Annotated in this window: 18 protein-coding genes and 1 pseudogene; 3 read left to right on the top strand and 16 right to left on the bottom strand. The window is 72.1% G+C overall.

The window, feature by feature from the left end; genetic code table 11:
* Positions 1-52: 52 nt before the first annotated feature.
* The 3 genes from clpB to ACU436_RS25695 form a co-directional block, all read right to left on the bottom strand.
* Positions 53-2668, bottom strand: coding sequence for an ATP-dependent chaperone ClpB (clpB, locus tag ACU436_RS25705; RefSeq protein WP_459029495.1), 2616 nt, complete (start codon positions 2666-2668; stop codon positions 53-55).
* 108 nt (positions 2669-2776) lie between these two features.
* Positions 2777-3211, bottom strand: a complete 435-nt coding sequence (locus ACU436_RS25700) for a nuclear transport factor 2 family protein (protein ID WP_459029494.1) — start codon at positions 3209-3211, stop codon at positions 2777-2779.
* A gap of 79 nt (positions 3212-3290) precedes the next feature.
* Entirely contained in the window at positions 3291-3872 is a 582-nt protein-coding gene (locus ACU436_RS25695; RefSeq protein ID WP_459029493.1) for a pyridoxamine 5'-phosphate oxidase family protein, read from the bottom strand.
* 319 nt (positions 3873-4191) lie between these two features.
* On the opposite strand from ACU436_RS25695, the gene ACU436_RS25690 reads away from it, so the two are divergent.
* Together ACU436_RS25690 and ACU436_RS25685 are read left to right on the top strand one after the other, a co-directional pair.
* On the top strand, positions 4192-5367 hold the full coding sequence (locus tag ACU436_RS25690) for a globin domain-containing protein (protein WP_459029492.1): 1176 nt from the start codon (positions 4192-4194) through the stop codon (positions 5365-5367).
* A gap of 772 nt (positions 5368-6139) precedes the next feature.
* Positions 6140-6304 (top strand): annotated as a pseudogene (locus ACU436_RS25685) (SDR family oxidoreductase); the annotation flags it as partial.
* 19 nt (positions 6305-6323) lie between these two features.
* Here the strand turns inward: ACU436_RS25685 and ACU436_RS25680 are convergent.
* From ACU436_RS25680 to ACU436_RS25625, 12 genes are all read right to left on the bottom strand, one after another.
* Positions 6324-6761 carry a heat shock protein transcriptional repressor HspR gene (locus tag ACU436_RS25680; protein ID WP_459029491.1) on the bottom strand — a complete coding sequence of 146 codons (438 nt, stop codon included), beginning with the start codon at positions 6759-6761 and terminating at the stop codon, positions 6324-6326.
* Positions 6758-7957 carry a molecular chaperone DnaJ gene (gene dnaJ, locus ACU436_RS25675; protein ID WP_459029490.1) on the bottom strand — a complete coding sequence of 400 codons (1200 nt, stop codon included), beginning with the start codon at positions 7955-7957 and terminating at the stop codon, positions 6758-6760. Before dnaJ ends, ACU436_RS25680 begins: the two co-directional genes overlap by 4 nt.
* Positions 7958-7975: 18 nt before the next feature.
* Positions 7976-8671 carry a nucleotide exchange factor GrpE gene (grpE, locus tag ACU436_RS25670; protein WP_459029489.1) on the bottom strand — a complete coding sequence of 232 codons (696 nt, stop codon included), beginning with the start codon at positions 8669-8671 and terminating at the stop codon, positions 7976-7978.
* Positions 8672-8744: 73 nt separating this feature from the next.
* Positions 8745-10610 carry a molecular chaperone DnaK gene (gene dnaK / locus ACU436_RS25665; protein ID WP_459029488.1) on the bottom strand — a complete coding sequence of 622 codons (1866 nt, stop codon included), beginning with the start codon at positions 10608-10610 and terminating at the stop codon, positions 8745-8747.
* A 185-nt stretch (positions 10611-10795) separates the two neighbouring features.
* Positions 10796-11224: a hypothetical protein gene (locus ACU436_RS25660; protein WP_459029487.1), complete on the bottom strand. Its 429-nt coding sequence runs from the start codon at positions 11222-11224 to the stop codon at positions 10796-10798.
* A 44-nt stretch (positions 11225-11268) separates the two neighbouring features.
* Positions 11269-12273: a C40 family peptidase gene (locus ACU436_RS25655; protein WP_459029643.1), complete on the bottom strand. Its 1005-nt coding sequence runs from the start codon at positions 12271-12273 to the stop codon at positions 11269-11271.
* A 198-nt stretch (positions 12274-12471) separates the two neighbouring features.
* Positions 12472-13071 carry a hypothetical protein gene (locus ACU436_RS25650; RefSeq protein ID WP_459029485.1) on the bottom strand — a complete coding sequence of 200 codons (600 nt, stop codon included), beginning with the start codon at positions 13069-13071 and terminating at the stop codon, positions 12472-12474.
* Complete coding sequence (locus tag ACU436_RS25645) at positions 13061-14986, bottom strand: hypothetical protein (RefSeq protein ID WP_459029483.1); 1926 nt, start codon at positions 14984-14986, stop codon at positions 13061-13063. The genes ACU436_RS25650 and ACU436_RS25645 overlap by 11 nt, the downstream gene beginning before the upstream one ends.
* Complete coding sequence (locus tag ACU436_RS25640) at positions 14986-17991, bottom strand: ATP-binding protein (RefSeq protein ID WP_459029482.1); 3006 nt, start codon at positions 17989-17991, stop codon at positions 14986-14988. Before ACU436_RS25640 ends, ACU436_RS25645 begins: the two co-directional genes overlap by 1 nt.
* Positions 17978-18430, bottom strand: a complete 453-nt coding sequence (locus ACU436_RS25635) for a hypothetical protein (protein ID WP_459029480.1) — start codon at positions 18428-18430, stop codon at positions 17978-17980. Before ACU436_RS25635 ends, ACU436_RS25640 begins: the two co-directional genes overlap by 14 nt.
* Positions 18431-18438: 8 nt before the next feature.
* Entirely contained in the window at positions 18439-18699 is a 261-nt protein-coding gene (locus ACU436_RS25630; RefSeq protein WP_459029478.1) for a hypothetical protein, read from the bottom strand.
* Positions 18696-18830 carry a hypothetical protein gene (locus tag ACU436_RS25625; protein WP_459029476.1) on the bottom strand — a complete coding sequence of 45 codons (135 nt, stop codon included), beginning with the start codon at positions 18828-18830 and terminating at the stop codon, positions 18696-18698. Before ACU436_RS25625 ends, ACU436_RS25630 begins: the two co-directional genes overlap by 4 nt.
* Before the next feature lie 333 nt (positions 18831-19163).
* Between ACU436_RS25625 and ACU436_RS25620 the strand changes: the two genes are divergently transcribed.
* A complete protein-coding gene (locus ACU436_RS25620; RefSeq protein ID WP_459029474.1) occupies positions 19164-21557 on the top strand; it encodes a (Fe-S)-binding protein in 2394 nt (797 codons plus the stop codon).
* Positions 21558-21572: 15 nt separating this feature from the next.
* On the opposite strand, the gene ACU436_RS25615 is transcribed toward ACU436_RS25620, so the two are convergent.
* Positions 21573-22430, bottom strand: coding sequence for a hypothetical protein (locus ACU436_RS25615; protein WP_459029472.1), 858 nt, complete (start codon positions 22428-22430; stop codon positions 21573-21575).
* Positions 22431-22468: the final 38 nt, after the last annotated feature.

The following is a 22468-nucleotide window of genomic DNA, read 5'->3' as shown; positions in this document are numbered from 1 at the left end:
CTCCGGCGATCCTTGGTGGATCTTCCGTCGCGCACCCGGTCCGGCCGATTCGCTAGCGCATGCCGGCCGGAAGCCCCCTCCCGACGATCAACGCACCGGTGCCGCCCTCGGCCACCGGGTCGAGGTCGACCCGCACCGTGTCACCCTCGCGGATCTCGCCGGCCAGCAGCTCCCTGGCGAGCTGGTCGCCGATGGCGGACTGCACGAGGCGGCGCAGCGGACGCGCGCCGTAGACCGGGTCGAACCCGTTCATGGCGAGCCACTCGCGCCCGGCGTCGGTGACCTCGAGCGTGAGCCGCCGCCGGCCGAGCCTGCGGCGCAGCACGTCGAGCTGGATGTCGACGATCGACGTGAGCTCCTCGGTGGACAGCGCGTGGAACACCACGACGTCGTCGAGCCGGTTGAGGAACTCCGGCTTGAAGTGCTGCCGCACGATCGTCAGCACCGCGTCCTTGCGCCCGCGGTCGTCGAGCGCCGGGTCGGCGATCGCCTGCGAGCCCAGGTTCGAGGTGAGCACGAGGATCGTGTTGCGGAAGTCGACCGTGCGGCCCTGCCCGTCGGTGAGCCGGCCGTCGTCGAGGACCTGCAGCAGCGTGTCGAAGACGTCCGGGTGGGCCTTCTCGACCTCGTCGAACAGCACCACCGTGTACGGGCGGCGCCGCACCGACTCGGTGAGCTGCCCGCCCTGGTCGTAGCCGACGTACCCGGGCGGGGCGCCGACGAGCCGGGCCACCGAGTGCTTCTCGGAGTACTCGCTCATGTCGATGCGGACCATCGCCCGCTCGTCGTCGAACAGGAACTCGGCGAGGGCCTTGGCCAGCTCGGTCTTGCCGACGCCGGTGGGGCCGAGGAACAGGAACGAGCCGGTGGGCCGGTTCTCGTCGGCGATGCCGGCGCGGGCCCTGCGCACGGCGTCGGACACGGCACGCACGGCCTCGGCCTGGCCGACGACCCGCTCGCCCAGCTCCTCCTCCATGCGCAGCAGCTTTGCCGTCTCGCCTTCGAGCAGGCGCCCCGCCGGGATGCCGGTCCATGCGGACACGACGTCGGCGACGTCGTCCGGGCCGACCTCCTCCTTCAGCATCAGGTCGGCCTCCGGCGCGGTGACGGCGGTGGCCTCGGCGAGCTGCTTCTCCAGCAGCGGGATGCGGCCGTAGCGCAGCTCGGCGGCCCTGCCCAGGTCGCCGTCGCGCTCGGCGCGCTCCGACTCCCCGCGCAGCCCCTCCAGCTGCTCCTTCAGCTCGCGGACGCTCTCGATCGCGCCCTTCTCGTTCTGCCACCGCGCGGTGAGGGCCGACAGCTCCTCGCGCCGCTCGGCGAGCTCGCCGCGCAGCGTGGCGAGGCGGTCGCGGGAGGCGGGGTCGTCCTCCTTCTCCAGCGCCATCTCCTCGATCTCCAGCCGGCGCACGGCGCGCTCGACGGTGTCGATCTCGACGGGACGCGAGTCGATCTCCATGCGGAGCCGGGACGCGGCCTCGTCGACGAGGTCGATCGCCTTGTCCGGGAGGAACCTCGCAGTAATGTAGCGGTCGGACAGCGTGGCGGCGGCCACGAGCGCGGCATCGGTGATCCGGACGCCGTGGTGCACCTCGTAACGCTCCTTGAGCCCGCGCAGGATGCCGACGGTGTCCTCCACCGACGGCTCGCCGACCAGCACCTGCTGGAACCGGCGCTCGAGCGCGGGGTCCTTCTCGATGCGCTGGCGGTACTCGTCGAGAGTGGTGGCGCCGACCATCCGCAGCTCGCCGCGGGCGAGCATGGGCTTGATCATGTTGCCGGCGTCCATCGCGCCCTCACCGGTGGCCCCGGCACCGACGATCGTGTGCAGCTCGTCGATGAACGTGATGACCTGGCCCGCGCTGTCGGTGATCTCCTTGAGCACGGCCTTCAGCCGCTCCTCGAACTCGCCGCGGTACTTCGCGCCGGCGACCATCGAGCCCAGGTCGAGCGACACCACCCGCTTGCCGCGCAGCGACTCCGGGACGTCACCGGCCACGATCCGCTGGGCGAGGCCCTCGACGATGGCGGTCTTGCCGACGCCCGGCTCGCCGATCAGCACCGGGTTGTTCTTGGTGCGCCGCGAGAGCACCTGCACGACCCGGCGGATCTCCGTGTCGCGCCCGATCACCGGATCCAGCTCGCCGCCCCGGGCCCGCTCGGTGAGGTCGACGCCGTACTTCTCCAGCGCCTGGTAGGTGCCCTCCGGGTCGGGGCTCGTGACCCGGCTCGACCCGCGGACCCTCGCGAAGGCCTCGCGCAGCGCGTCGGGGGTGGCGCCGTGGCGGCGAAGCAGGTCGGCCACCTGGCCCGGGGCGGACGCCAGCCCGACGAGCAGGTGCTCGGTGGAGACGTACTCGTCGCCCATCTCCGTGGCGAGCTGCTGGGCGGCGTTGATGGCGGCGAGAGCCTCGCGCGACAGCTGCGGAGCGCTCACCGTGGAGCCGGACGCCGACGGCAGCCGGTTGCCGAGCTGGGTGGCCTCACTGCGCACCGCCGCGGCGTCGGCGCCCACAGCGGCGAGCAGCGGCGCGGCGATGCCGTCGGCCTGGGCCAGCAGCGCGCCGAGCAGGTGCGTGGGCCCGACGTCCGGGTTGCCGGCGAGGGCCGCCGCCTGCGCCGCTGCCGAGATGGCCTGCTGCGTCTTGGTGGTGGGGTTGAAGGAATCCATCCCTTCGGTTCCTCCTGCACGTGGACGGTTCGGGCACCATCGTGCCCGTCGACAGGGACAACGTCAGGAAAGTTGAGCGTGTTCCGCTCAAGGGCCACCCGTCGGTGATCAGGCGAGCGCCGAGTTCAGCATCGCCGAGTCGGCGACGCTTTCGTACCGGACGACCCGCCCCTCCCGGAACCGGTACACGTGCACGAACCGCGCGGTCATCGCCTTCCCGGTCGTCCGGTAGGTGCCCCGGTACGTCCCGAGCACGGCGACGGAACTCCCCGATGCGATGTACTCCTCCGGTTCCACGTGAAACTCCGCCCACTCCGCGGCGACCCGGCCGAACACCCCCGCGGCGACGTCCTCGGGCCCGACGAACGTGCCGGCGAACGGCCCGCCCGCGGTCTCGACCCACCTCACGTCGGGATCCAGGAGGGCGAGCACCAGCGGGACGTCCCGCGACGCGAAGGCGGCGTACCCCGTGCGCAGCGCGGCGACGTTCGCTGCACCGACGTCGCCGTTCGCCGCGGTGCCGGCGGCCGAGTCCGTCATCATCACGTTCCTCCTCGTCGGACGGCAGGCCTGCCGAGCGTGTCGCCCGGCTCCCTCGAGGAACAGTCGGAGAACTGCGTACCTAAGGCCGTACCTGGGGCCGCAGCATCCGCGCGCTGCCCCCGCCGAGGTGGGTGGTGCTCGGGAAGCGCCTGCGCCCGGCGTGCGGGCGTGGCCGCCAGCGCGGCGTCTCCTTCGCGCCGAAGTAGTCACCGCCCTTGCGGCCCGGGTCGTCCGTGCCCCACTCGCGCTTCTCGGACACGCGCGCCATGCGCGGGATGTGCTTGCGGCAGTGGATGTAGGCCTCTTCGACCTCGACGACGACCCACCGCTCCGCCCGACGACCGCGGTCGTCGTCCGTCGGTACGTGCGGGAACGCCGTGCCGAAGTCCGCGGCCTCCACGATCCTCGCCCTGCCGTTGACGTGGAGCCCGACGAGGTCCTCCACGAAGTCGACCATCAGCAGTCCGACGTGCCCGTTCTCCGAGAAGTTGCCGAGGCTCGCGTGCACGCCGTTGCCGCGGTACTCCGGGTACGCGAGCGTGCGGGCGTCGAGGACGCGGATGAACCCGGGAGGACCGGCGCGGAGCGACGCGTCGCACTCACCGCGCCCATCCGCCGAGGCCACGAACACCATCTCCATCCGCTGGACGAACGCCGCCATGCTCGGCAACAAGCGATCTCTGACCTGGTCGGCATAGAAACGGCGAGCGCGCGACTCCGTGCCGTAAGCGCACTGGAGCACGTGCTCACCCGCCGATCCGGGTGTCGGATCGCACTCCTCGGACGGCGACGGCACCTCCACGGTGCGGTGGACGGTCGCCGGGCGGGTGTGAGCGAGGGGTTGGGTTGGGGGAGCCACGTTCCCACCGTGCCATCCGAGCGCCGAAGAGTCACCGAATCCCGTCTCGCGCGATAAGCTCGGGCGCCAGGACCCCGGTCCCGCGCTCCCCGTCCCGACGAGCAGGAAGAAGCCGGCCTTCATGACCGCTGAACAGTTGCTCACCGCTGATCTGCACGGTATCGGTGAGCCACGCGGCGAGGAGCACGGCCAGGCACAGCTCATCAGGGACAGCTGGGCGGAGGTCGAGCCCAACGTCGAGGAGATGGGCCGGCTCTTCTACGCCACCCTGTTCCGGATCGCCCCCGAGGCCCGGGACCTGTTCCCGGTCAACATGGAGGTGCAGCGCAGCCGCCTGATGCGCGCGCTCGTGCACTTCGTGCAGATGATCGACCAGCCCGACGAGCTCGTGCCCTTCCTGGAGCAGCTCGGGCGCGACCACCGGAAGTTCGGCGTGGTCGCCCAGCACTACGACGCCGTCGGCGAGTCGCTGCTCACCGCGATCGCCACCACGGGCGGCGCCACCGTCTGGACCCCCGCCGTCCGCGACGCGTGGACCGACGCCTACGCCGCGCTGGCCGGCCACATGCAGACCGCCGCGCAGGCGGAGCGCGGGCCGGCGTCCTGGCTCGGCCGGGTGGTGGCGCACGAGCGCCTCGGATGGGACATCGCGATCCTCACCGTGCAGCCGAGCGAACCGGTCCCGTACCGCGCGGGCCAGTACGTCAGCATCGAGACCCCGCAGCGCCCGCGGCTGTGGCGCTACCTCTCGCCCGCCAACGCACCCCGAGACGACGGCAGCCTCGAGTTCCACGTCCGTGCCGTCGAGGGCGGTTGGGTGAGCCGCGCCATCGTCGCCCACTCCCAGCTCGGCGACACCTGGCGCATCGGCCCCCCGATGGGACGCATGCACGTCGACCCCGGCACGGGGCGCGACCTGCTGATGGTCACCGGCGGCACCGGCGTTGCCCCCATCAAGGCCCTGCTCGAGGACATCGCGGAGCGGCCCGAGCAGCCGCGCACGCAGGTGTTCGTCGGCGGACGCACCTGGGACGACCTCTACGACTTCGCCAGCCTCCGCAAGTTCTCCTACAGCAACACCTGGCTCGACGTCATCCCCGTCGTGGAGGAGGACGAGGGTTCCTCCGGCGCCGAGCGCGGCACCCTCGCCGACGCCGTCACCCGGTACGGGGCGTGGGCCGACCACGACGTGCTGGTCTGCGGCTCACCCGCCATGATCCGCGCCACCGTCTCCCGGATGCTGGTGGCCGGCACCCCGCTGGACCGGATCAAGTACGACCCGTTCACGATGGACTAGCTTGCTGGGGCCGGACTTCGTGATCGCCGACCGGGGCGGTGATCAGCCGCACTCCACGGTGGCGGGGGCCGCGGTGAGGTGCTGCTCGCGACGGCGGGGCCGGCGCGGCCGCTCGACGACCGAGCACCGCGATCGAGTTGTCCGGGGCGCAGTAGCTCGATGCTGCACCGGTTACCACTCGGGGTCGGTTCCGCGGAACGCGCCCGGACTCTCGCCGGGGCCGTGGTGGATGTGGGGCGGGACCACCGGATAGTCCGCGCGCACCCGGCGGCAACGGTCTCGTCGCGAACCGGCGTGCCGGACAGCCGAGGACGGCCGCCCACGCAACCTCAGGATCCGGTAGTGCACCCAACCCAGCCACCCACCCAGACCGAAGGAATCGACGAACCGGGCCGAACACGCGCGAGGCCGGCGCCGGAGGCCGGGCACGCAGCGACCGGTCGGGCACGGCGCGCCCACCGCAGCGGGATCCCCCGGTGAATGCCCGCGCCGCGCAGCGGTGCGACCAATGATCGATCCGACCCGCACCCCACAGCGGCCGCGATCACGCTGAGGTACTGCTCGCGGCGCATGATCGGCCCGAGCAGAACACCAGCCCAGTGGTCACGACCGTGGCGTACGGCTCGCCGCGGCCGGCCCGGCCGGCAACGGCCCGGGGCCGCCACCGGAGGCCACAATCGCCTTGATCAGCAGGATCGGGACATGAGCTGCACGGGTGCAGTTCATGTCCCGATCGCGCCGATCATGGCCGCGCACATCGATGCGTGGCCCGCGGCAGTTCATGCGCGAGCACCGGCCGCAGTCGCTGCTCCAGCGGCTCATCGAACCGGGGGAGATCGCCAACATGGTGGCGTACCTGGCCTCCGACGCCGCCTCGGCCACCACCGGTGGTGCCGTGCGGGTCGACGGCGGTTACGTCGACGCGATCCTGCCCTGAACGGGCCGGAGATCGAAGGCTACTTGCGCGGCTTCGGCCGCCACACGACGAGGGACTGGCGCCGGTCGACCGGAACCAGGTCACGCCGGTAGGACGCGTGCACCGCGGCCGCGGCCTGTTCGGCGGCGGCGTGCGCGGCGGCCAGCTCCTGCTCCAGCTCCTCCATGCGGGCGTGCAGCTCGTCGACCACCTGCTCCAGCTCGATGATCCGTTTGATGCCGGCGAGGTTGACGCCCTCCTCCTGGGAGAGCCGCTGGACCTCGCGGAGCAGGGCGATGTCGCGCGGCGAGTAGCGGCGCCCGCCACCGGCCGACCGGCCGGGGCGCACCAGCCCCAGCCGGTCGTAGCTGCGCAACGTCTGGGCGTGCAGGCCGGCGAGCTCGGCCGCCACCGAGATCACGAAGATCGGGCTGTCCATGCTCGTTCCGGGTGGCAGGCCGTGGCCGCCCATGGTCATCGCGCACCTCCCAGCAGGTCGGCGCGCGGGTCGAACTCCTTCATGGCTTCGGCGTATGACTGCAGGGCCTCGGTGGCTGCATCGTCGAGCCGCGCCGGCACGGCCACCTCGACGGTGACGAGCAGGTCGCCCGTCTTGCCCTTGCGCTGTACCCCGCGCCCGCGAACCCGGAACGTGCGACCGCTCGTGGTGCCGGCCGGGATCTTCAGCGACACCGTGGAGTCGAGCGTGGGCACCGTGACGGTGCTCCCGAGCACCAGCTCCGGATAGGTGGCCGGAACGGTGAGCGTGAGGTCGTCCGCGTTGCGCTCCGAACGTCCGAACAGCCGGTGGGGTGTGACGTGCACCTTGACGTACAGGTCACCGGCCGGCGCACCGCCCCTGCCCGGTTCACCCTGGCCCTTGAGCCGGATCTGCTGCCCGTCCGACACGCCGGCCGGGATCCGCACGGTGATCGTGCGGGTGCGCGCGCTCACGCCGTCGCCGCCGCACTCCGGGCACGGGTCGTCGATGATCCGGCCGGTGCCGCGGCAGTCGCGGCACGGCTCGGAGAACGCGAACGCGCCCTGGCTCCGGCTCACGAGGCCGACGCCGCTGCACGTCGGGCAGGTGCGCGGGGTGCTCCCCGGCCGAGCGCCGGTGCCGCCGCAGCGTTCGCAGCGGCCCGGCGAGGTGAGCCGCAGCTGCACCTCCGCTCCCCGCACCGCGTCGACGAAGTCGATCCGCAGCTCGCTCTCGACGTCGGCGCCGCGCTGGCTACGCGTGGAGGTGGTCGGGCCGGCACCCCGGTTACCGAACAGGCCGCCGAAGAGGTCGCCGAGCCCGCCCGCGCCGGCGCCGGCCCCGGCCGTGCCCCCGGCACCGGACCTCGCGAACAGATCGTTCAGGTCGAAGCCCTGGCCGGAGGCGCCGGACCCGAAACCACCGGGGAAGCCCTCGGGACCGAACCCGCCGCCACCGGCGAAGAGCGCGCGAGTCTCGTCGTACTCGCGACGCTTCTTCTCGTCGGAGAGCACCCCGTAGGCCTCGGAGACCGACTTGAAACGGGCCTCCGCCTTGGCGTCACCGGGGTTGGCGTCCGGGTGCAGCTCGCGCGCGAGCTTCCGGTACGCCTTCTTGATCTCGTCCGCCGAAGCGTCGGAGGCGACGCCCAGCTCGCGGTAGAAGTCCTTCTCGATCCAGTCCCGCTGGGTCACTCCGCCTCCTCTGCGTCGCTAGTGCCCCGGACCGGGCTCTTCGGCCGGATCTGCTGTTGGACTGGGACCGCCGTTCTCGGGGTCGATCGGCGGGAGGTCGTCGGCGCGGTCGGCCACCGTGACCATCGCCGGCCGCAGCACGCGGTCGGCGATGCGGTAGCCGCGGCGCAACACCGCGGAGACCACGGTGACCGTGGGCCCCTCGACGGTGCTGGCCTCGTGCTGCACGGCCTCGTGGACGGACGGTTCGAAGGGCTCGCCGTCCAGGCCGAACGGCTCCAGACCCAGCTTCTGCGTGACGGCCACCAGCTTGTCGGCGACGGACTTGAACGGGCCGGTGAGGTCGCCGTGGGCCTCGGCGCGGTCGAGGTCGTCGAGCACGGTGAGCAGTTCGGACACGAACTGCACGCGCGCCCCGACCAGCACGCTCTCCCGGTCGCGGTCCACCCGCCGCCGGTAGTTGGCGTACTCGGCGCTCACCCGCTGCAGGTCGGCCGTGCGCTCGGCGACCTGGGCGGCGAGCTCGGCGGCCGCGACGGAATCAGGCCCGGTCGCCTGCTCGGCGGGCTGCTCCGGACCGGCGGGGGCCGCCCCGGCCGACTGCTCGGCCGGGGAGCGCACCTCACCGGTGACCGGATCTATCCGGCGCCGGTCCCGGACCACGACCCGCTCCCCGTCGCCCTTCTCGGCTTCGTTGCGGTCGTGGCGACTCATGAGACCTCCTCGCTGACGCCCGTCGGCCGCATTAGCGCGACTGCTGTGTTCGATGGTGAGCTCGCAAGCTCGCTCACTTCTTGCTGTCCTTCTCCTCGTCGACGATCTCGGCGTCCACCACGTCGTCGGCCGCGCTGTCGGTGCCGCCCTGGGCCTGCGGGCCGGGCTCGCTGCCGGGGGCCGCACCGTCGGTGCCCGGCTGCTGGTACAGCGCGGAGCCCATCTTCTGGGACTCGGTGGCGAGCTTCTCCATCGCCGCCTTGATGGCTTCGGTGTCGGTGCCCTTCAGCGAGGTCTGCGCCTCGCCGAGCGCGGCGTTGACCGAGTCCTTGACGTCGGCCGGCAGCTTCTCGTCGTTCTCCTTGACGAACTTCTCCGTCTGGTAGACGAGCGACTCGGCCTGGTTGCGGACCTCGGCCTCCTCACGCCGCTTCTTGTCCTCGTCGGCGTGCTGCTCGGCCTCGCGCATCATGCGGTCGATCTCGTCCTTGCCGAGGGCGGATCCACCGGTGATCTGCATCGACTGCTCCTTGCCCGTGCCCAGGTCCTTCGCGGACACGTGCACGATGCCGTTGGCGTCGATGTCGAAGGAGACCTCGATCTGCGGCACCCCTCGCGGGGCGGGCGGCAGGCCCGTGAGCTCGAACATGCCGAGCTTCTTGTTGTAGGCCGCGATCTCGCGCTCGCCCTGGAACACCTGGATCTGCACCGACGGCTGGTTGTCGTCGGCCGTGGTGAAGATCTCCGAGCGCTTGGTGGGGATCGTGGTGTTGCGCTCGATGAGCTTGGTCATCACGCCGCCCTTGGTCTCGATGCCGAGGGACAGCGGGGTGACGTCGAGCAGCAGGACGTCCTTGACCTCACCGCGCAGCACGCCGGCCTGCAGGGCGGCGCCGACGGCGACGACCTCGTCCGGGTTGACGCCCTTGTTGGGCTCCTTGCCGCCGGTGAGCTCCTTGACCAGCTCGGTGACGGCCGGCATGCGGGTGGACCCGCCGACGAGCACGACGTGGTCGATCTGGCCGACCGAGATGCCCGCGTCCTTGATCACCTGGTTGAACGGCGCGCGGGTGCGGTCGAGCAGGTCCGAGGTGATCCGCTGGAACTCGGCGCGCGACAGCGTCTCGTCCAGGAACAGCGGGTTCTTGTCGGCGTCGACCGTGATGTAGGGCAGGTTGATCGTGGCCGTCGACTGGCTCGACAGCTCGATCTTGGCCTTCTCCGCGGCCTCACGCAGCCGCTGCAGGGCCATCCGGTCCTTGTTGAGGTCGATGCCCTGGCTGCCCTTGAACTTGTCGACGAGCCAGCTGATGACCCGCTCGTCCCAGTCGTCGCCACCGAGGTGGTTGTCGCCGTTGGTGGCCTTGACCTCGACCACGCCCTCGCCGATCTCCAGCAGCGACACGTCGAAGGTGCCGCCACCGAGGTCGAAGACCAGGATGGTCTGCTCCTTCTCGCCCTTGTCGAGCCCGTAGGCCAGCGCGGCCGCGGTGGGCTCGTTGACGATCCGGAGCACGTTGAGGCCCGCGATCTGGCCGGCCTCCTTCGTGGCCTGGCGCTGCGCGTCCTCGAAGTACGCGGGCACGGTGATCACGGCGTCGGTGATCTCCTCGCCCAGGTAGGACTCGGCGTCGCGCTTGAGCTTCTGCAGCACGCGCGCGCTGATCTCCTGCGCCGAGTAGGTCTTGCCGTCGACGTCGCCGGTCTTCCAGTCGGTGCCGATGTGGCGCTTGACCGACCGGATCGTCCGGTCCACGTTGGTGACGGCCTGGTTCTTCGCCGACTGCCCGACGAGCACCTCGCCGTTACGGGCGAACGCGACGACCGACGGAGTGGTGCGCGCACCCTCCGAGTTGGCAATGACCGTCGGCTCGCCACCTTCGAGGACGGCGACGACGGAGTTGGTGGTCCCGAGGTCGATGCCGACCGCACGAGCCATGGTGTGTGCCTCCGATGATGGGTACCTTGAGCTGCCTTCACTCAAGTCTGCCATGGACTGCCCGAGTGCATCGTCGATGCCTTGAGCCGCCCACGCTCAACTTGCTCAAGGGCTCCAACGCGCAGGCATCCGATCGTGTTCCCGAGCCCGATCGACCTTCCGGAGAGGGGTGACCCTCGCGACCTCTACAGCGGCGCCGCGGGGCGCGGCTCCACCCGGCCGGCCGAGACGGCCGGCAGCGGGTCGTCCACCGGGGCGAGCACCCGGTGGTGCTCCGGGTCGGCCACCGCGTTCTCGTCCGCGTCGAGGTACTCCAGCTGGCCCTCCGCGCCGAGGTCCGCGTGGTAGCCGGCGGCGGCGAGCTGCTGCTCGTCGAGGTCGACCAACAGCTCCCAGCGGCTCGGCACCACCTTGTAGTCCGGCCACGGGAGGTGCCCGTACGCGTCGTGCAGGTCGGCGAGGAGCCCGACGAACACCTGCTGCCAGCGCAGCGGCATCGACTGCGCGAGCGAACGCGGCACCACGAGATGGTCCGTCGTGGCGCCCACGGCGGGCCGGTCGAGGTAGTCCTGCACAGGCGTGGTGGACGCCGGGACCGAGCTGTCGGGGGCCATTACCACTCCTGCCGTACGGATTGCCGAACGCGACAGTATCGATATCACTGTGCGCGGTTCGGCGTGGTGCCCGGCCGCGTCGCCAGCGGCACGAGCTCCTTGAAGTTCCACGGCACCGGCCGCACCCGCACCTGCTCACCGGTGTACGGCGCCTCCACCATCTGGTCGTCGCCCAGGTACAGCGTCACGTGGTGGATCGTGGCGGGATCCGACGGGTCGGTGGCGTAGAACAAGAGGTCACCCGGCTGCGCCTCGGCGATCGGGACGTGCCCGCCCGCGTAGAACTGCTGGCGCGAAACCCGGGGCAGGTTGATCCCCGCCGCCTGGAAGGCGCGCAGCATGAGCCCCGAGCAGTCGTAGGTGTTGGGGCCGGTGGCGCCCCAGACGTAGGGCTTGCCGACCTCGCCCAGCGCGAACGCGACCGCCGCGCCCGTCACGCCCTCCGGGAGCACGGCGGTGCGCCCGCAGCCCGTGGGGTCGGCGACGTCCGCGAGCTGTTGCACGAGCTCCCCGGCGAGGCGCTCCCACTTCGCGTAGGCGTCGGGGAACGCCGACCGCTGCACGGTCTGGGCCGCCACCGTGACCGGCATCGTCTCCCAGCCGGGAACCTGCAACAGGCGTTCGACGAAGATCCGGGTGGCGTAGGCCGGATCGGTGACCTCCACCGGTGAGCCCCACCCTTGGGAAGGGCGCTGCTGGAAGAGCCCAAGGGAGTCGCGGTCCCCGTAGCCCAGGTTCCGGAGCGTCGACTCCTGCATCGCCGTGGCCAGCGCGATCAGCCACGCCCGCGGCGGCGCCCCCATGTCGCGGGCCACCCCGATGATCGTGGAGGCGTTCTGCCGCTGCTCGTCGCTCAGATCCCCGATCCGGGTTCCGGCCCGGCTGCCGGCCAGCGGGCCGACCGGGGCCCGCACACCGGGATCACAGGCGCCGTAGCTCGGTGTCCCGCCGCCGAAGCCGCCGGTGCTCGCCGTGAAGGCCATGAAGCCGACGCCGAGGAAGAGGCCGAGCGCCGCCACGAGGACGACGACCGGAACGAGCAGCCGCAGCGGGCGCAGGGGGCGCACCTAGTGCCCCCCGCCGGGGGTCCGGTGCGTGTATCGGCGGATCCAGGTTTTCGATGGGTGTGCCGGCGGGCCGGCCTCGTACCGGGCGTACTCGGCCGGTTCGCCGGTGCGCCCAGCGGGAACCTGGGCCGTCGAGGTACGTGCCGGACTCCCGGCGGGGGGCACTGACATGCGCGCCCCTCATTCCCGGTCGTAGCCGGCAACCCGCCAGCCGTCCTCGGTGCGCACGACCAGCACGAGCAGCTTGAGCGCGTCGGTCGGCACCTCCACCTGCACCGAGCGGGGGGCGACGCGAACGGGGCGCGGCTCGCCGGTGACCCGCGTCGCGGGGATGTTGCCGGGGTCCACACCCGCGAGCACCCCGAGGTACTCGTCGGTGGTCGTCCTCCGCAGGCCGTCCAGCCACTGCTGGGCCGTGATGCCCTCTCGCGGACGCACCCATGCCGCGGCCCAGCGCGCCGCCACCTCGACGGCCGCGTCCGGTGCCGCGGACAGGGGCAGCTGCGACGGGGTGAGCTCGGGCACCGGCGGCAACATGGTCGGCGTCGGCGTGCCGGCGACACCGGGTCGGCGCCCGGCGGGCCCTTCCGTCCCGCCGGAAGCATCGGCGGGCCCGTTCCCGGCCCGCCCCGGCCCGAGGACGCCGGCCGCCAAGGTCAGACCGACCACCACGGCGATCACGACGACCGCGGTGACCGCGAGCCGCAACGGCGACCGCAACGGCCAGGCCCAGATCGCCCGGTACGCCGCGGATCGGCCGTGCGGCGTCCTAATCGGCACGGCCGCCGCCGGGGAAGAACGCCGTCTGGTCCGAGCGCGGCCGGTAGATGCGGTAGACCGGAACACCGTCGACGATCTCCGCCTGCACCGGGCGCGCGCCGCCGGGGCGCAGCGGCACGGCGTCAGGCCTGCGGTAGATCACCCGGTCGTCCATCTCACCGGAGTCGCCCCAGTTCGGCAGGCCGCCGGTGGTCACCGCGTCGTCGGGAGGAGCCGGCAACGCGGGGCGACGCGCGGCGGGCACGAGCGGGGTCGGCGCCAGGTCCGGCGGGGTCCTCCGCGGCGCGGGCACGTCCGCCACGGAGGCCGACACCCGCATCCCGGGCTCCGACTCCGGCCGCAGGCCCCCGGACCGGCCCGCGCTCGCCATCGCGCCGCGGCGCTCGTCCCACCACCGGGTCTGACGGTCGTCGTCGTCGGCCGGGGCGCCGCGCACGCGCTGCCACACCCGCGACAGGGGTCCGGTGCCGGCGCCCGGCACGATGCCGCCGAACTGCTCGCGGGTGAGCGAGACCATCGACACCAGCCGGCGGAACGGTCGTGCGACCGCCCACAGGACCACGGTGACCACACCCGTGACCAGCAGCGCGAGCCACAGGTCGATCCCCGAACCGGGCCGGAAGAGCGACACGACCAGCAGCGCGTGCAAGCCGGCGAGGGCGCCGACCACGAGCGTGTTGACGATTGCGGCACCCGCGACGCGCAGCAGGGCCGGCATGATCTCCGGCTTGAGGATCGCGATGACGGCGACGGCGGGCGCGGTCATCACCAGCAGCCGCAGCACCAGCATCGCGACCAGCACCAGCACCTTCGACAGCAGCTGGAACAGCGCGATGCACATGGCCTGGACGACCGCGAGGACGCCGGCACCGATGCGGCTGCCGGACTCGCCCTGGAAGTAGGGGTACCGGTCGCCCATGCGGCCGGCTATCGCGGCGAAGTCGGCCTTCTTCTGCTCGGCCAGCACCTGTGTGTCCTGGCCCTCGGCGACCTCTGTCTTCGTGAACGTCTGCGCGCGGAGCAGGTCCCGTCCCAGCTCCTGGGCCTGCGGTACGTCGGGGGCGCCGAACTCCCCCCGCAACCAGTTCTGGTAGACGACCTGGTCGACGAGCACCGTCGGCAGCGTGTCCCTCGTGCCTAGACCGACCTGGCCGAGGAAGCCCTCCTGCATCCTGGTGACCCCGTCGAGCAGCAGGGGGTCGGCCGCCTTGGCCCAGTCGACCGGTGCCAGGTAAGCCGCGGAGCCGACCACGAGCGCCACCACCGCGAGCGCGGCCCGCTGGGTCTGGCGGGCCAGGTCACCGCGCAGCGCGAGCACCAGCAGGATGACCGCGAGCAGCAGCAGCACCGGGCCGATGAACGTGGTGAACACCGCGTCGTACATCGCCCGGGTGCCGTTGCCGATCAGCTGGTCCAGCGGGGACAGCAGCTCACCGCCGCCGGCGATCAGGTAATGCGCCCAGTTGACGCCGCCGACCGCGAACTTCGCCAGGTTCATGGCCTGGTTGCCCAGCCAGGTGTCGGTGGTGGTCGACGGGTTGAGCGCCGCCCCGGCGCACCCGATGTCGTAGTTGTGCCAGACCAGCCCGGCGTAGCCGACCTCGCGGTAGACGCTGCCGATCTCACCGTGGCTGGCCCGCGGCGGATCGAGCGAGCCGACCAGACCGGTGCCGGGCCGGTCCGGCTCCGGCGACTCCTTGCAGTCGAACCCCTGGGCGAACGCGGGCTGCCCGAGCAGGACCGAACCGCCGACGAGCCCGGCGACGACCAGCATCGCCATCCGCTTGCGCCGGCGCGCAGCGGGATCGCTCCGGTGCCGCCGCGCCCGGTGGCGGCGCATGGCGACGGCGACCGCCGCCACGATCACCAGGGCGACCGGCAGCCAGCCAGCGGCTGCCGGGGTGCCTCCGGGCATCACCGACGGGCCTCCCCGGCCGCCGGTATCCGGCCGTGGGCGGAGCGATCGGTGCCGTCGGCGATGGTGGGCTCGTCGTCCAGGTCGGTGCCGGGGTCGACGTCGCCCAGCAGGTCGAGGTCCTCGTCGCGCCCCAGGTGCGGGCCATGGCCGTTGCCCACCACCCCGCCCGGTGCGCGACCGAGCAGGTCGTCCGGGTCGTCGAGGTCGTCGAACTCGTCGTCGCCGTCCAGGGAGGTCAGGTCGTCGCCGAGGTCGCTGCCCACGTCAACGGTGATCGCGCGGCCGAGCACGACGGGGCGGGCTGCCGCCGGCTCGGCGGGCGCGTGCACGACCTGCTGCGGGGCGACCGGTGCGCCGCGGACCGAGACCCGGCTCGCGTCCGGGTTCGTGTCGAGGGCCTCCCGGACGTGCTCCAGGTGGGGTGCCTCGAGGTCGATCCGGATCTTCTCCACGCCGCCGTGGCCGTCGGCGAAGATGAACTGGCGGGGCGTGTCGTCCGGCTTGTCGTCGTGCCGCGGGCGGGGCGACAGCGTGCCGAGCATCTGCTCGTAGCCCACCCCGGTGGGCACCTTGAGCAGCCGCAGCGCCTCGCGCTGGGCCTCCTCGTCGTCGGTGCGGCCGACGAACACGGCGTTGACCAGCGATGCGAACCCGGAGACGCGCAGCAGGTCGCCCGCCAGCTGCGAGGCGAAGAGCGCACGGACGTTGAACTTGCGGGAGTCACGGGCGAGCCGGTCGATCAGCACCTTGCCGGTGGGGACCTGCGACAGGAAGTGCGTCTCGTCGAGGGCCACCCCCTTGCGGAGGTTGCGGTCGGCGTCGTAGATCGTGCGCTGGGTGAGCCAGGACGCCAGGTTCAGCAGCTCGACGGCGAGCGCCTCGGCGTCGGTCCACTCCTCGCGCGGGCTGCCGGGACGCGGGAGCGTCATGCCCTGCATCGTGAGCACCGTGAGACGGTAGTCGCGGTCGGCCTGCCACGGGTCCTCGCGGGAGGTGTCCGGGAACAGCAGGGCGGCCTGGGGCAGCTCCCGCCGTTCGGCGAGGAAGTCGGCCACGACGCCGGCGTGGTCCTCGCCGTCGCGGGCGTGCCGGCGCAGCGCGTCGATGACCTGGCCGGGGTGGCGGTCGGCGGCACCGCCGACCTCCCGCACGGCGCGCAACAGCACGATGCGGGTGTGCGGCATCCGGGCGACGTCGTAGGGCAGCAGCCCGGTGAGGACGTCGAGCACGAGCCGGCGGCGGGTGGCCGCGGCGAGCGACCGCTCCCGGCGCCACGCCCGCTCCGGATCCTCCTCGTCGGCGAAGTGCTCCGGGCGGGGCTCGGCGACCACGCGGTAGGGGTTGAGGATGCCCGGGTCGGCCCGCAGCAGGTTGATGTGCCGGGAGAACGGCGCCAGCTCCGGCAGGCGGGTGAGCTGCGCGAGCGGACCGGACGGGTCCAGCAGCGTCCAGCGGGCGCCCGCCCGCAGGGTCTTGTAGGTGATCAGGCCCGTCAGGAACGACTTCCCGGACCCGAGGCCACCGACCACCGCCGTGAGCCCGGAGGCCCGGCGCACCTCCTGCGCGAGCCACGGGTCCCAGGCCACCGGTCGCCGGGTGGCTGTGCAGGTCTCGCCGATCATGATCCCGCGCCGGTCGCCGACCGACGCGGTGGCCGCCGGTACCGCCGACGCGGCCCACATGACCGATCCACGCCTGCGGTAGGCGGTGGACGCGAGGGGCTCGCCCGGGATGAACTCGCGCGCGTGCCGGTACTGGGCCTCCGGGTGCTCGATCTGCACCTTCGGCCGGTACACGTCGAGCACCTGCTGCGCGCGGCTGACCGCCTCGGCCTCGTCCTTGCCCGAGACGGCGACCCGCCACCAGCCGTAGAGGCGGGTGTTGATCTGGGTGAGGCCGCTGGTCAGCTCGTCCTCGACCTCCAGCACGCGGTCGGCCTGGCGGGCGAGCGACATCGGCGGGTCGAGGTCGTGGTCGTGGGTGTAGTGCCGGATCTGGCTGCGCACCTTGCCCATCTGGCGCTGCAGCTCGCCGGCGACCTCCTCGGCCTTGCGCACGTAGATGCGTGCCGACCACTCCACCGGGAACGGCAGCCGGTCGGAGTGCTGCATCCACGGGTCGTCGACCTCGGGGATGCGCAGGCCCTCCATCAGGCCGAGCGAGAGGACCGCGACGTTCCGGCTCACCGTCTGGGCGCGCAGCCGCCCGACCACCCGCACGGTGGGGGCGTAGGGCTCCTGGTACATCTCGACGCCGTCGGTGAACGCGGCGAGGTCCTCGGTCTCCCACCGGTGGGATCCACCGGGCACCACGGTCAGCGTGCGGGGCGCGGGCAGGCCGAGCGCGCAGGACCGGTGCATCAGCCATGCGATGTCGTCGGACGTGGCCGGGACGGCGTCGAGCCCCGTGCCGGCGACCAGGGCGTTCAGGTGGGCGACCTCCGAGGACAGCGCCGCGATCTCGGCCCGCACCGCGGCGGGCGCGACCTTGCCCAGCACGGGCGCCGCGCGCTCGACCCAGCGGTCCAGGGTGCGCCGCCCGGAGACCTCGATGCCGAGGAACACCTCCTTGTCCGACATCGACAGGCCCATGAGGTGGCGCTGCTCGCCCTCGAGGAAGCCGTCCCAGCCGAGGGCGCCCGCGACGTCCGGCATCCGGCCGAGCGCGTTGTGGTCGAACGACTCCGCCCACATGTGCACCGGGTACGGCCGGGTGGTGACGCGCAGGTGCAGCCACCGGCCCTGCAGTTCGCCGACCTGTGCCGCGATCTGGCGGATCAGCACCTCGCGCTGCGAGTCGCTGCGGAAGCTCCACGCCTGCGCCGCGAGCCGGTACCAGGCCATGACCTGCGTGCCGGTGCGGGTCAGGTGCCCCTCGATGGAGCGCAGCGCGATGTTCGGCTCGTACGTGGGCAGCCCACCGTCCCCGGCGAGCGAGCGGCCGCGCTTGCGGCTCGCCCGCTCCTTGGGTCTCCGGTCCCGGCCCGCGTCACCTCGTGACACGCGAACGCCTCTCCCAGGGGCCGGGCTCCGCCCGGCGTCCTGCCTGCTGCTGCGGCTTCCCACGGCGCACCTTGCGCGGCCTGACCGCCGGACCGATCCGGACGTGGCTCGAACGGACCACCCCACCCGTTCCGGCGGTGCGCCGCCGCGGGCCGGTGACCTCGTGCCGGAAGAGCCCGACGACCTGGCCGAGCGGGCGCTCGTAGTTGATGCGCTGGCCGATGAAGCGCGTGACCACCACCGTGAGCACGAGTGCCCACGCGACCGAGAAGAAGTCGAGACCGATCCCGACCCGGCGCTGCACGAACATGATCAAGATCATGACAAGCAGTCCGAGGCCATAGCTCACGTACCTCGCCCGCCACGGGAACGTGGCACGCGGCGGGCCGAGCCAGACGGAGTCGACGCGATAGATCTCGTCGTCGGTGCGGACGAGCACGGATCAGATCATCCGACGAGGAGACCGGCGAGGAAGTTGCCGATCTCGGGACCGTTGCCGGAGACCGCGATGCCGAGGGCGACGAGGCCGACGATCAGTCCGACGCTGCGGCGCGCAACGCCGGCGTTGTCACCCTTTCCGCCTATCCACAGCAGGATGATCGCGATGCCGAGCAGGATGAGCGGGATCACGTTGTCCTGGATCCACCCTTGGAGACCGCTGGTGCTCAGGGCCTGCGCATGCAGAACGAGCACCTGTGGTCCGGTCATGACGGCTCCTCCTCGTGGCGCTGCCAACCCGAGTTCGCCGCGTACCCGACCACCTCGGGCTTTTGGGCGCCCGACCTGGTCTTCTTTCCGGGCACCGCCGACGAGTAGACCATGTTGACCACCGGGAGCATAGCGAGTCGCCCGCGCGTTACAGGCGACCGACACGGACAGCGATACGACGGGGCGCAAGGGGGAACGGCCGGGGTCGCGAACCCCCGATCCGGACCGGTTGAGTGACCGATGTCCCGCCGCCCACCCGGGGGCGGGACCCCGAACGGCGGGTTAGGGTCGCAACGCGCTCCGCTGTTACCGGCGAGTAGGTTGTGGCCTGATCAGCCTGAACGACGCCGGCGCGCGGCGGGGAGCACCGGTCTACCCTGCTCCGCAACGGCCCGCGGTCCACCACTCGCGGCGCCAGCCCTGGGAGGAAAGCCGTGGTTCTCAGACTCGTCATCGGACTGGCGATGACAGTTCTCGCCCTGGCGGTGTCGGGCCGCCGCGCCTACTGGCTCTACACGCTGATCAGGTCCGGGCAACCGGCGCGCGACCGGGTCCAGCAGATGAACGAGCGGGTCAAGGCGCAGTTCGTCGAGGTGTTCGGCCAGCGGAAGCTGCTGCGGTGGTCGGTACCCGGCCTGGCGCACTTCTTCACGTTCTGGGCGTTCGTGATCTTGATCACGGTGTACCTGGAGGCCTATGGGGCCCTGTTCGTGGAGGACTTCCACATCCCGCTGATCGGCCACTGGCCGCTCCTCGGGTTCCTGCAGGACTTCATCGCCGCCGCCGCGCTGATCTCCCTCGCGGTGTTCTCGGTGATCCGCATCCGCAACGCCCCCGACCGGCTGCAGCGGGCGTCGCGGTTCTACGGCTCGCACACCGGCGGCGCGTGGCTGATCCTCTTCATGATCTTCAACGTGCTGTGGACGATGTTCTTCTTCCGCGGCGCGTCGGCGGCACTCGGCGTGTTCCCCTACGAGTCCGGTGCGTTCGTCTCGCTGGCGGTCGGACAGCTGTTCGCCGGGGTGGGCGAGGGCACCCTGTTCGTGCTGGAGAGCATCGGGCTGCTGCTGCACATCGCCGTGATGCTGGTCTTCACCGTGATCATCGCCTACAGCAAGCACCTGCACATCTTCACCGCCCCGCTCAACGTCTCGGCCAAGCGGTTGCCCAAGGCGCTCGGGCCGCTGCAGCCGATCGAGCACGAGGGCGAGCCCATCGACTTCGAGGACCCGCCGGAGGAGGCGGCGTTCGGCCGCGGCAAGGTCGAGGACTTCACCTGGAAGGGCATGCTGGACTTCGCGACCTGCACCGAGTGCGGCCGCTGCCAGTCCCAGTGCCCGGCCTGGAACACCGGCAAACCGCTGTCCCCGAAGCTCGTGATCATGGACCTGCGCGATCACCTGCTCGCCAAGGCCCCCTACATCATCGGCGGCACGGACGCCCCGGAGGAGGGGTCGATCGACTTCTCCGCGGGCCTCACGGCACACCCCGGCCACGGCGTCGCGGAGTCCGGCTTCGAGCGGGTGCAGGGCTCCGGTCCCGAGCAGGCCGCCCGCCCGCTGGTGGGCACCCTCGAGGCCGGCGGCGTGATCGACCCGGACGTGTTGTGGTCGTGCACCACCTGCGGGGCGTGCGTCGAGCAGTGCCCGGTGGACATCGAGCACGTCGACCACATCGTCGACATGCGCCGCCACCAGGTGCTGATCGAGTCCGAGTTCCCCTCGGAGCTGGGGGTGCTGTTCCGCAACCTGGAGAACAAGGGCAACCCCTGGGGCCAGAACGCCAAGGACCGGCTCGAGTGGACCAAGAACCTCGACTTCGAGGTCCCCGTCTTCGAGGGCGAGCTGTCGGCCGACACGGAGTACCTGTTCTGGGTCGGCTGCGCCGGCGCGTTCGACGACAACGCGAAGAAGACCGTGCGGGCCACCGCGGAGCTGCTGCACCGCGCCGGCGTGGACTACGTCGTGCTCGGTCCCGAGGAGTCCTGCACCGGTGATCCGGCGCGGCGCTCGGGCAACGAGTTCCTGTTCCAGATGCTGGCCCAGCAGAACGTCGAGGTCCTCAACGCGGTCTTCGAGGGCCGGGAGCCGGGCACCCGCAAGATCGTGACGACCTGCCCGCACTGCCTCAACACCCTGGGTCGGGAGTACCCGCAGCTGGACGGGCAGTACGAGGTGGTGCACCACACCCAGCTGCTCAACAAGCTGGTGCGCGAGGGCAAGCTGGTGCCGGTCACCGAACCGGACGCGATGACCGACGTCACCTACCACGACCCGTGCTACCTGGGCCGGCACAACGAGGTCTACGCCGAACCCCGCGAGCTGGTGGGGGCGGCCGGGGTGAAGCTGGCCGAGATGCCCCGCCACGCCGACCGGTCCTTCTGTTGCGGTGCGGGCGGCGCCCGCATGTGGATGGAGGAGAAGATCGGCAAGCGGGTCAACCTCGAACGCGTCGACGAGGCGCTCGGCACCGGCGCCGAGAAGATCGCGACGGGCTGCCCGTTCTGCCGCGTGATGTTCTCCGACGGCCTCACCCAGCGCCAGAGCGAGGACAAGGGCGCAGGTGTCGAGATCCTCGACGTCTCGCAGATGCTGCTCGCCGCCGTCAAGCGGGGGGACGCGACCGGGAACGGCCGGGTCGACGAGGCCGTGGACGCCCTCGGTGCGGGCGCACCGCACACGACGGACACCACCCCGGCCGGCGGCACGGAGGCGAGCGGTCCGGGCGACGACTCCGCGGCCCAGGCGGATCCGGAAGACGATGTCGCGGTCGACGGGGCGAACACCCGAGACCCCGAGCCCAAGGGCGCGCGACCAGACGGCAGTGCCCCGGACCAGGAAGGCCACACAAAACAGTGAACAGCGACGTCGCCGTCAGCCTCCGCACGGGGCGAAGCCGGTGACGAGGTAGGTGCGCTCGTTCTGATCCACCAGTTTCACCTGGACTCTCCCGAGCGCCGCGCCGGCCGCCTCGGCCCACCGAGTCGCGCAGGCATCGAGTGTGAGCTCGGCAGGAGGGGGTTGCTTCGGGTCTGCTCCCCGCGGCATGCCCGCGGTGGGCAGCGCCATTGCGGCCGGCTGCGGCTGGTGGAGCGCAGGGGCGGCGGCAGCACAGTCCGGCACGCCCAATCCTCGCGCCAACTGCTCCTCGGCCGGCGGTGTGAGCAGGGCACAGAGCAGGTCGGGGTCGGGCGCCGACTGCGTGATGGCCAGGACGAGCGTCGGCACGATGTCGCCGCTCTCCTCGGCGATACCGGCGCGCGACAGGTCTCCCGCCCGAGCCTGAGCCTGCTCCTGCTCGATCCGGTCCCGGTGCATCGACAGGCCGAAGCCGATCCCGCTCACCACGCACAGCACCGCCCCGACCGCCGCGAGCCGCCACCACGGCAGTTGGGCGAGCCCGGCCAGCAGGATGCCGATGCTCGCGGCCAGGGCCCAGGCCCACGGGCCGGTGCTCACCATCAGCCCGATGACGACGGCGAGGCCTGCGAGCGGGATGTCCCAGCCGCGGAGCGGGCCGTCGAGGCGCAGCAACCGGAGCACGACGAGCGCGACGATCCCGATCAGCCAGGGGATCCATGAGAAGCCCGCGAACGGCCAGAGCAGCAGGGCGGCCGCCAGGACGGCGACGAGGGCGGCGCCCCGCGGCGAGCGGGTGAGGCGGCGCCAGTCGAACCGGGGACGGGCCGGGCCCGGGTTGTCGCCGGGCCCCGGACCCGGCTGCATCGGCACGGGCGGCGGGTACGCCGGGCGCGCCTCGGGGAGCCACG

Source organism: Pseudonocardia wallangbongensis, assembly GCF_054486945.1.
The sequence above is the reverse complement of the archived record's forward strand: the minus strand, read 5'-3'. Positions and strand labels throughout refer to the sequence as shown.